Here is a 7165-nt window from a genome sequence, read left to right on the forward strand (position 1 = left end):
TCATCCGCCCTGGGGACGGATGACGTCAGCGTACGCGTCGGTCCCCATCATGCTCGGGATAAAGGGGGCGAGTAGCGTCAACTCGCCCCCACCGACGGCAATCTCTTCGCCGACCCGCGCAAACGTCGCTGTCCACTGCGTCGCCGGATCACGGTCCAGGAACCAAAGGATGGTGAGGCGACCCCCGTTTCCTGCCACTCGCGCCAGCCGGTCGAGCACGTCGGGTCGCAGCCGAGGATCCGGCGGGTTGGTGCGAAAGACCATGGCAGACGTTGAGTGGCCGCCCGGGACCACGGCCGCGGGAAGATAATCGTCGAGGAGCCAGCGCTCCAGCCGTGGTCGGTCATCGGCGCTCTCGGCGTCCACCAGCCCGAGAACGAGCCCGGGTGCGGGGTCCATGAGGCTGAAGACGTCTCGTGGCACGCCAGAGTCGCGATACACCGTCCCCACATGATCGGTGAATGACGTGTAGACGTGGTCTCGATCCGTGAAGATGCGCCCTTCCTCACCCAGGCGGGCATTCATCGCGGCGAGCCAGTCCGTCGCCTCCCGCAGACGGCCCGAAGCGATCCAATAGGTGGTGAGATACGACCCGTCCGCTACGTCATCCACCACGGGTGTGACCGCCGGGTACCGAAGCTCGGTCAGCCCTCGAGTCGCCGTCCATCGGCGACCCGCGAAGATCCACGGGCAGTACAGCCCTCCCGCCCAGAAATGGTCGTCTTCATACCAGCGGTTGTAGTCTCGCTCGCGCCCTCGCCGCGGCGCGACCAGGGTTATGAGTGCATGACCGACACCGACGTCGACGGGGCCGGTCAGAGCGCTGGGCTGGGCGACGTTCATGCGTGGTCCTCCGTGCAGCCGGATTGGGCGATGACATTCGACGCGGCCGTGCGACCGGCGGAGGCGTACGCGAGTGGGCCGACGTCGCGGACTCCCTCATGATTCGGAGCCTCGACCATGAGCACGAGGTCAGAGCCAGGCGCGTTCGCGCGGACTGCCCGGACGACGTCGGTGACACCGCAGACGCCCTCGCCGGGGAGCAAACGACACGCAATACTCTCGTGACGCAACAACGCAGTCCGCTCCTGGACAGTGGCTCCGGCTGGGACGAGTTCCTCCAACGCAGGACCATCGCACACCTGCACCCAGAATGGGATGCTTCGCGCGATTTCCGCGAGCAGGGTGAGATCATCTCCGGCGCGGCCGAAGTGCAGCGTGTCGAGCGTGATCCCGCCGCCTCCCGCGTCTGCGATGAGGTCAGCGGCCACACCGATCGAATTCACGCCGAAGTACGACACCGGTTCCACATATGGCGTGACAGCGTACTCTCGACCCTGGGCGACGAAATCGCGGAAGTGCCGGCTTGCGACTTTCATATCGGCACCGCGGCAGAACGAGCTGAGCCGTGTGATGCCGCACGCCGCCAGTGTCGAGAGGCTCTCTTCCCACATCACACGCGGTCCTTCGAGATCGATGATGTCGGCGCCGTGCAGTGTGATCTCGCGTTCCCGGGCGAGCGAGCGCAAATTCCGGGCCTCACCCGGTGTGAGCCTCGGAGTATTCGTTGCGGGGTCAATCAACCGGATGCCGACATGCGTGTATCCGGCTTGCGCCGCGAGATCGACCAGTTCAAAAGGGTCCAGTCCGGGGAAGGTGAAACCCTCAAGTCCCAGCCCGACGGTATTTGTCATGGAGTACTCCAAGTTGATGGCCGACCGCAACCGCCTCGCTGGCGCCAGCAGTCACGGGCGACGATGATGAAGCGGAATGTCGCGCCGCTCAAGGAATGCGAGAACCGCATCGGCACTGCCCTGGTGCCACACCCGGTAGGTCTCCTCGGTGAATCCGCCGCTGTGCGGGCTCAGGACGACATTGTCCAATTCGGTGAACGGATGGCCGGCCGGGAGCGGTTCAACGTCGAAGACATCGAGAGCGGCGCCGGCGATTCGCCGATCGCGGAGAGCGTGGATGAGTGCCGCTTCGTCGATGAGGGGACCGCGTGACGTGTTGACGAGGACCGCCGACGGCTTCATGAGTGCGATTCGGCGTGCATCGATGATGTGCCGACTGGACTCGGAGAGGACCATGTGGATCGTCACAACGTCACTGCGCTCGAGCAGTTCGTCCAGTCCGACCGGTTCGGCGCCCCCCTCGACGGCTGCCATCTTCGAAAGGTGCGGACTGTACGCCAGAACCCGCATGCCGAACTCACGTGCGAAACGAGCGATGTAGCGGCCAGTCCCACCGAGGCCGACGATCCCGATCGTCCGCCCGTAGAGCGCCGGAAAGACACCGGTCTGCCACCGGCCCTCGCGGATCGCTCGGTCCTCGGCCGCGATGCCGCGCGTTGCCGCGAGAATGAGTCCCCACGTCAGCTCCGCCGTGGCCACGCGGGCGTATGCGCCGTCCTCCGTGGCGGCGATCTCTATCCCGCGTTTCTCCGCGGCGTCAAAGTCGATCACCCGGTTTGACTGTGACGTGGCCACGAAAAGTCGCAGCCGCGGAAGCCGGTCCATCAGAGATGCCGTCAGCGGAAGCCGTTCACGCATCGTGCTGATCACGTCATACTCGACCAGCGCCCGAGCGATCGCGTCGTCGTCGGCGAACGCCTCTGAAAAGAAGTCCACGTCGGCGAGGGACTTCACAGCCGACCAGTCCGCGGAGGCCTCCGCGATGCCGAGATAGTCGTGGATGACGGCAACCTTGATGGGACGCCGTCCGTCGTCCGTTCGAACCGATTCGTGCTCAGCGTTCACTCGGACCTGCCCATCGTTACTCAACGTCACTGCTGGATTCCATCATTAATATACTTGATCTATTAAAGGGATTGGCAAAACAGGGAAGGCGAAACTCATGTTCGTAACTGTCGTGGTGGGAAACCCCAAGCGGAATTCGCGCACCCGCGCCGCGGCGGAACGCGTCGCCGAAGCGTTGTCCGGCAATCCGGCCGACTGCGTGATTGAGGTGGTCGACCTCGGCCCTGCGCTGCTCGAATGGGGCGACGACGACATCGCCGCGGCCGTCGCCACGGTCGGCCGCTCTGACCTCGCCGTCATCGCCACCCCCACCTACAAAGCGACGTACACCGGCCTGCTCAAGACTTTCCTCGACAAATTCGCGGGGGCGACCGGTATGCAAGACGTCGTCGCCGTCCCCGTGATGGTGGGGGGCGCGATGGATCACGCTCTCGCCGCAGAGCTGACTCTGAAGCCGGTACTGGCGGAGCTGGGAGCGACGACGGCGCTTCCCGGACTCTTCCTCCTTGAGTCCGAATTCGAATCGGATGGCCGCATCGATGCATACGGACATCGTTGGGCTCCCGTCGTGGCGCGACTGACGAGACCGCTGCTGTGATCGTCGCGCGACGCCACGAGCGCCGGCGACGCTAAAGCGCGTTCACCGCCACCAGGACCTTCCCGAGGGAATCCTTCGCGTCGCCGAACAGCAACGTCGTCTTCGCGTCGAAGAGCAACTCGTTCTCGATTCCGGCGAACCCGGGCCGCATCGAACGCTTAAGGAAGACCACCTGGTTCGCGTGTCCGACTTCGAGGATCGGCATGCCGTAGATGGGCGAGCCCGGGGAGGTCTGTGCGGCCGGGTTGACCACGTCGTTCGCGCCGACGACCAGGGTGACGTCCGTGTTCTTGAATTCGGGGTTGGCCTCCGCCATCTCCTTCAGCGACTCGTAGGGCACATTTGCCTCGGCAAGGAGCACGTTCATGTGTCCGGGCATCCGGCCGGCGACCGGGTGGATCGCGAAGGCCACGTCGATGCCGCGTGCTTCGAGGGCCGTGGCCAGTTCGGCGATGGTGTGCTGGCCTTGCGCCACCGCGAGCCCGTAGCCGGGCACAATGACCACACGCTGGGCGTACCCCAGCAGCACCGCGACATCTTCCGCGGACGAGGAGCGCACCGGGCGATCGCTCTGCACGGTCGATCCCGCCGTCGAGCCGCCGCGGAATGCGCCGAACATGATGCCGCTCACGCCGCGGCCCATTGCCGCCGCCATTGCCCGGGTGAGAATGGTACCGCTGGCGCCGACGAGGGTTCCGGCCACGACCAGGAGCACGTTGCCGAGCACGAGACCGGATGCCGCGACGGCGAGACCGGTGAAGGCGTTCAGCAGCGAGATCACGATGGGCACGTCGGCGCCGCCGACGGGCAGCACCAGTAGCAGCCCGGCCAGGAGTCCCAACGCCAGGAGTGCGATAGCCCAGCCGGTGGAACCGCTGGCGATGACGAAACCGCCGGCGACGATGACCGCAACGAGCGCGAGCGTCATGATCCAGCGCATCCCGGGGAACACCACCGGGCGGGTGGTGATCAGTTCCTGCAGTTTGGCCACCGTCACACTGGAGCCCGCGAAGGACACGGCGCCGATGAGCATCGTGAACACCACGGCGAGCCGGAACCACGGGTCGGTGTTGTGGCCGAGTTCGAGCACGGCCACCAGCGCCGCCGCGCCGCCGCCGACGCCGTTGAACAAAGCCACGAGCTGTGGCATCTGCGTCATCTGCACCCGGCGGGCGATCGGGGTGGCGATGGCCGACCCCACCGCGATGGCCACCAGGATCAGTGGGATGTTCTCCAGCTTGACCGAGAGGAACACCGTCACGACTGCGAGGAGGGCACCGCCGGCGCCGATCAGGTTGCCGCGGCGGGCGGTGCGGGGTGAGCTCAGCCCTTTGAGGGCGAGGATGAAGCAGACTGCGGCCGCCAGGTAGAGCAGGGCGGTCCACTCGAGGGACAGGATGCTCATGCGGCGTCCTCCTTCACTTCGGGGCGGGTCGCCCGGCGACCACGGAACATGTGGAGCATTCGATCGGTGACGACGAAGCCGCCGACCAGGTTTGCGGTCGCCAGTACCACCGCGATCAGCGCCACGGTGAGCAGCCACGGGTCGTCGGCCTGGCCGGCCACGATGATGGCGCCGATCAGGATGATGCCGTGGATGGCGTTGGCTCCGGACATCAGCGGGGTGTGCAGCGTGCTCGATACCTTGGACACCACCTCGAATCCGACGAAGACGGACAGTACGACAAGCGTCAAGAGGGTGACGGGATCCATCAGCGGGCTCCTTCCAAAGCGTTCATTGACTCGAGCGTCGGCGCATGTCGCACCCGCCCTGCGTGGGTGAGGCACGCCCCCGCGATCACTTCATCGTCGAAGTCCAGGCCGACGGCTCCGTCGTTGATCATCAGCGCGAGCAGGTTGGCGACGTTCTTCGCGTAGAGACGCGAGGCATCCGTCGCCATTGCGGATGCGGCGTCCTTCATTCCAACCAGCGTCACAAACCCGTCACCGGCACGCGTCGCGACCAGGGTGTCCTCGCCCGCGACCACTCCTTCGACGTTTCCGCCGGTTTCCGCGGCGAGATCGATGACCACCGACCCGGCCTTCATACCGGCCACCATCTCGGTCGTGACGAGCAGCGGGGCAGGGCGCCCGGGGATGGCGGCGGTTGTGATCAGCACGTCGGATGCTGCCACGTGCGGGGTCAGCAGCTCACGCTGCCGGGCGGCGCGGTCCTGGCCCAGCTCCCTGGCGTAGCCGCCGGTTCCCTCGGCGGCTTTCGCGTCGAGGTCGAGGGTGATGAACTTCCCGCCCATTGACTTCACTTCGTCGGCGGATGCCGGCCGCACATCGTTGGCGCTCACCCTGGCACCGAGCCGCTTGGCTGTTCCGATGGCCTGTAGACCGGCGACTCCCGCTCCGAGCACCAGCACACTGGCCGGCGGTATGGTGCCGGCCGCGGTCATATAAAGGGGAAAGAACCGTGGGAAGCGCGTCGCCGCTTCGATCACGGAGCGGTAACCGGCGACCAGTGCCTGGGAGCTGAGCGCGTCCATCGACTGCGCGCGGGAGATGCGCGGAACCAGCTCGAGGGCGAAGGCGGTGACGCCGCGCTCTGCCAGAGCCTGCACAGTGGGCAGCTCCGCGGCGGGAGAGGCGAGTCCGATTGTGATGGCGCCGGGCCGGACACGGGAAACGAACTCGGGGGTGAGCGGGCGCACGTGAGCGAAAAGGTCGAGGCTCTCGACGTCCAGCGAGGACACGACGGTGGCACCGGCGTCCGAAAAGGAAGCGTCGGAGTGCCCAGCGGTGATTCCCGCCCCGGACTCGATCGTCACATCGAGACCGAGGGACACGAGTTGGCCCACCGACTCCGGCGTGGCCGCCACGCGGCGTTCGCCCTCAACGCGCTCGCGCGCGATGCCGGCCCTCACGCGAACCTCATTCGGATAGTCGCGCACTGACGGTGCACGTGGCGATGCTGAAACGAAGGACATTGGTGTCTCCCTGCAATCAATCGGTTGTCAAGAACGCGCCCGAGATCAGCGGGCGCGGTACGGTGTTTGGGCTATGGCCGCACCACCACGAGCAGGTCGCCGGCGTCGACCTGGGCGGTCTTGGGGATGGCGACGCGTTCGATGGTGCCGGCGATGGGGGTGGTGATCGCGGCTTCCATTTTCATGGCCTCGATGGAGGCGACGGCCTGGCCGGCTTCGACCTGGTCGCCGTCGTCGATTTGGAGGGTGACGACGCCGGAGAACGGGGCGGCGATCTGGCCGGGCCGGTTCGCGTCCGCTTTCTCGGCGGCTTTGGACTGCACGGTGATGGACCGGTCGCGGACGAACACGGGGCGGAGTTGCCCGTTGAGGATGGTCATCACGGTGCGCATGCCCTTGTCGTCGGCTTCGCCGATGGCTTCCAGGCCCACGTAGAGGCGCACACCCTTGTCGATCTCGACGACGTGTTCGCTGCCCTGGTTCAGGCCGTACAAATAGTCGACGGTGTCGACGACGGAGAGGTCGCCGAAGAGTTCCCGGATCTGTTCGAACTGGCGGGTCGGCGCGGGGAACAACAGCTGGTTCAGCATCTGCCGCCGGGTGGTGCTGTCGCCGTTCAACGCGGTGCGTTCGGTGTCGGTGATCTCGGTGACACCGATCTTGATGGTGCGGCCGGCGAGGACCTTGCTGCGGAACGGTTCCGGCCAGCCGCCGGGGAGGTCCCCGAGCTCACCGGCCATGAACCCGACCACCGAGTCCGGGACGTCGTACTTGTCCGGGTTCGCCTCGAAGTCCGCCGGGTCGGCGTTCACCGCGGCCAGGTACAGGGCCAGGTCGCCGACGACTTTCGAGGACGGGGTGACTTTCGGCAC

General features: G+C 66.2%; 8 protein-coding genes. 1 reads left to right on the top strand and 7 read right to left on the bottom strand.

Features of this window, described 5'->3' with window-relative positions; translation table 11 throughout:
* The 3 genes from AB4Y94_RS03035 to AB4Y94_RS03045 are packed head-to-tail and all read right to left on the bottom strand — an operon-like array spanning position 1 to position 2789.
* Positions 1-843 (bottom strand): hypothetical protein, encoded by an 843-nt coding sequence (locus tag AB4Y94_RS03035; protein WP_441724584.1) that lies wholly within the window; start codon positions 841-843, stop codon positions 1-3.
* Positions 840-1694, bottom strand: coding sequence for a sugar phosphate isomerase/epimerase family protein (locus tag AB4Y94_RS03040; RefSeq protein ID WP_441724586.1), 855 nt, complete (start codon positions 1692-1694; stop codon positions 840-842). The genes AB4Y94_RS03035 and AB4Y94_RS03040 overlap by 4 nt, the downstream gene beginning before the upstream one ends.
* Before the next feature lie 51 nt (positions 1695-1745).
* Entirely contained in the window at positions 1746-2789 is a 1044-nt protein-coding gene (locus AB4Y94_RS03045) for a D-2-hydroxyacid dehydrogenase family protein (RefSeq protein WP_441724588.1), read from the bottom strand.
* A 67-nt stretch (positions 2790-2856) separates the two neighbouring features.
* Between AB4Y94_RS03045 and AB4Y94_RS03050 the strand changes: the two genes are divergently transcribed.
* Entirely contained in the window at positions 2857-3357 is a 501-nt protein-coding gene (locus AB4Y94_RS03050; RefSeq protein WP_441724589.1) for an NADPH-dependent FMN reductase, read from the top strand.
* Between the two features lie 31 nt (positions 3358-3388).
* Here AB4Y94_RS03050 and AB4Y94_RS03055 read toward each other — a convergent pair whose 3' ends face one another.
* The 4 genes from AB4Y94_RS03055 to AB4Y94_RS03070 all read right to left on the bottom strand — a co-directional run.
* Positions 3389-4762, bottom strand: a complete 1374-nt coding sequence (locus tag AB4Y94_RS03055) for an NAD(P)(+) transhydrogenase (Re/Si-specific) subunit beta (protein WP_441724591.1) — start codon at positions 4760-4762, stop codon at positions 3389-3391.
* The gene (locus AB4Y94_RS03060) at positions 4759-5070 is read right to left on the bottom strand and encodes an NAD(P) transhydrogenase subunit alpha (protein ID WP_441724593.1); all 312 of its coding nucleotides are present in this window, start codon (positions 5068-5070) and stop codon (positions 4759-4761) included. Before AB4Y94_RS03060 ends, AB4Y94_RS03055 begins: the two co-directional genes overlap by 4 nt.
* Positions 5070-6230 (bottom strand): Re/Si-specific NAD(P)(+) transhydrogenase subunit alpha, encoded by a 1161-nt coding sequence (locus AB4Y94_RS03065; RefSeq protein WP_441724595.1) that lies wholly within the window; start codon positions 6228-6230, stop codon positions 5070-5072. The genes AB4Y94_RS03060 and AB4Y94_RS03065 overlap by 1 nt, the downstream gene beginning before the upstream one ends.
* A 134-nt stretch (positions 6231-6364) precedes the next feature.
* Positions 6365-7165, bottom strand: an 801-nt coding sequence (locus AB4Y94_RS03070) for a biotin/lipoyl-containing protein (protein ID WP_441724596.1), incomplete at its 5' end; no start/stop codon positions are given.

Origin of the sequence: Glaciibacter sp. 2TAF33, from assembly GCF_052114945.1 — a bacterium.
Classification (GTDB): Bacteria; Actinomycetota; Actinomycetes; order Actinomycetales; family Microbacteriaceae; genus Cryobacterium.

Excerpts from the sequence above, each read along its gene's own strand:
- AB4Y94_RS03035 (WP_441724584.1), bottom strand. The coding sequence starts at position 843 with ATGAACGTCGCCCAGCCCAGCGCTCTGACCGGCCCCGTCGACGTCGGT.
- AB4Y94_RS03040 (WP_441724586.1), bottom strand. The coding sequence starts at position 1,694 with ATGACAAATACCGTCGGGCTGGGACTTGAGGGTTTCACCTTCCCCGGA.
- AB4Y94_RS03050 (WP_441724589.1), top strand. The coding sequence starts at position 2,857 with ATGTTCGTAACTGTCGTGGTGGGAAACCCCAAGCGGAATTCGCGCACC.
- AB4Y94_RS03055 (WP_441724591.1), bottom strand. The coding sequence starts at position 4,762 with ATGAGCATCCTGTCCCTCGAGTGGACCGCCCTGCTCTACCTGGCGGCC.
- AB4Y94_RS03060 (WP_441724593.1), bottom strand. The coding sequence starts at position 5,070 with ATGGATCCCGTCACCCTCTTGACGCTTGTCGTACTGTCCGTCTTCGTC.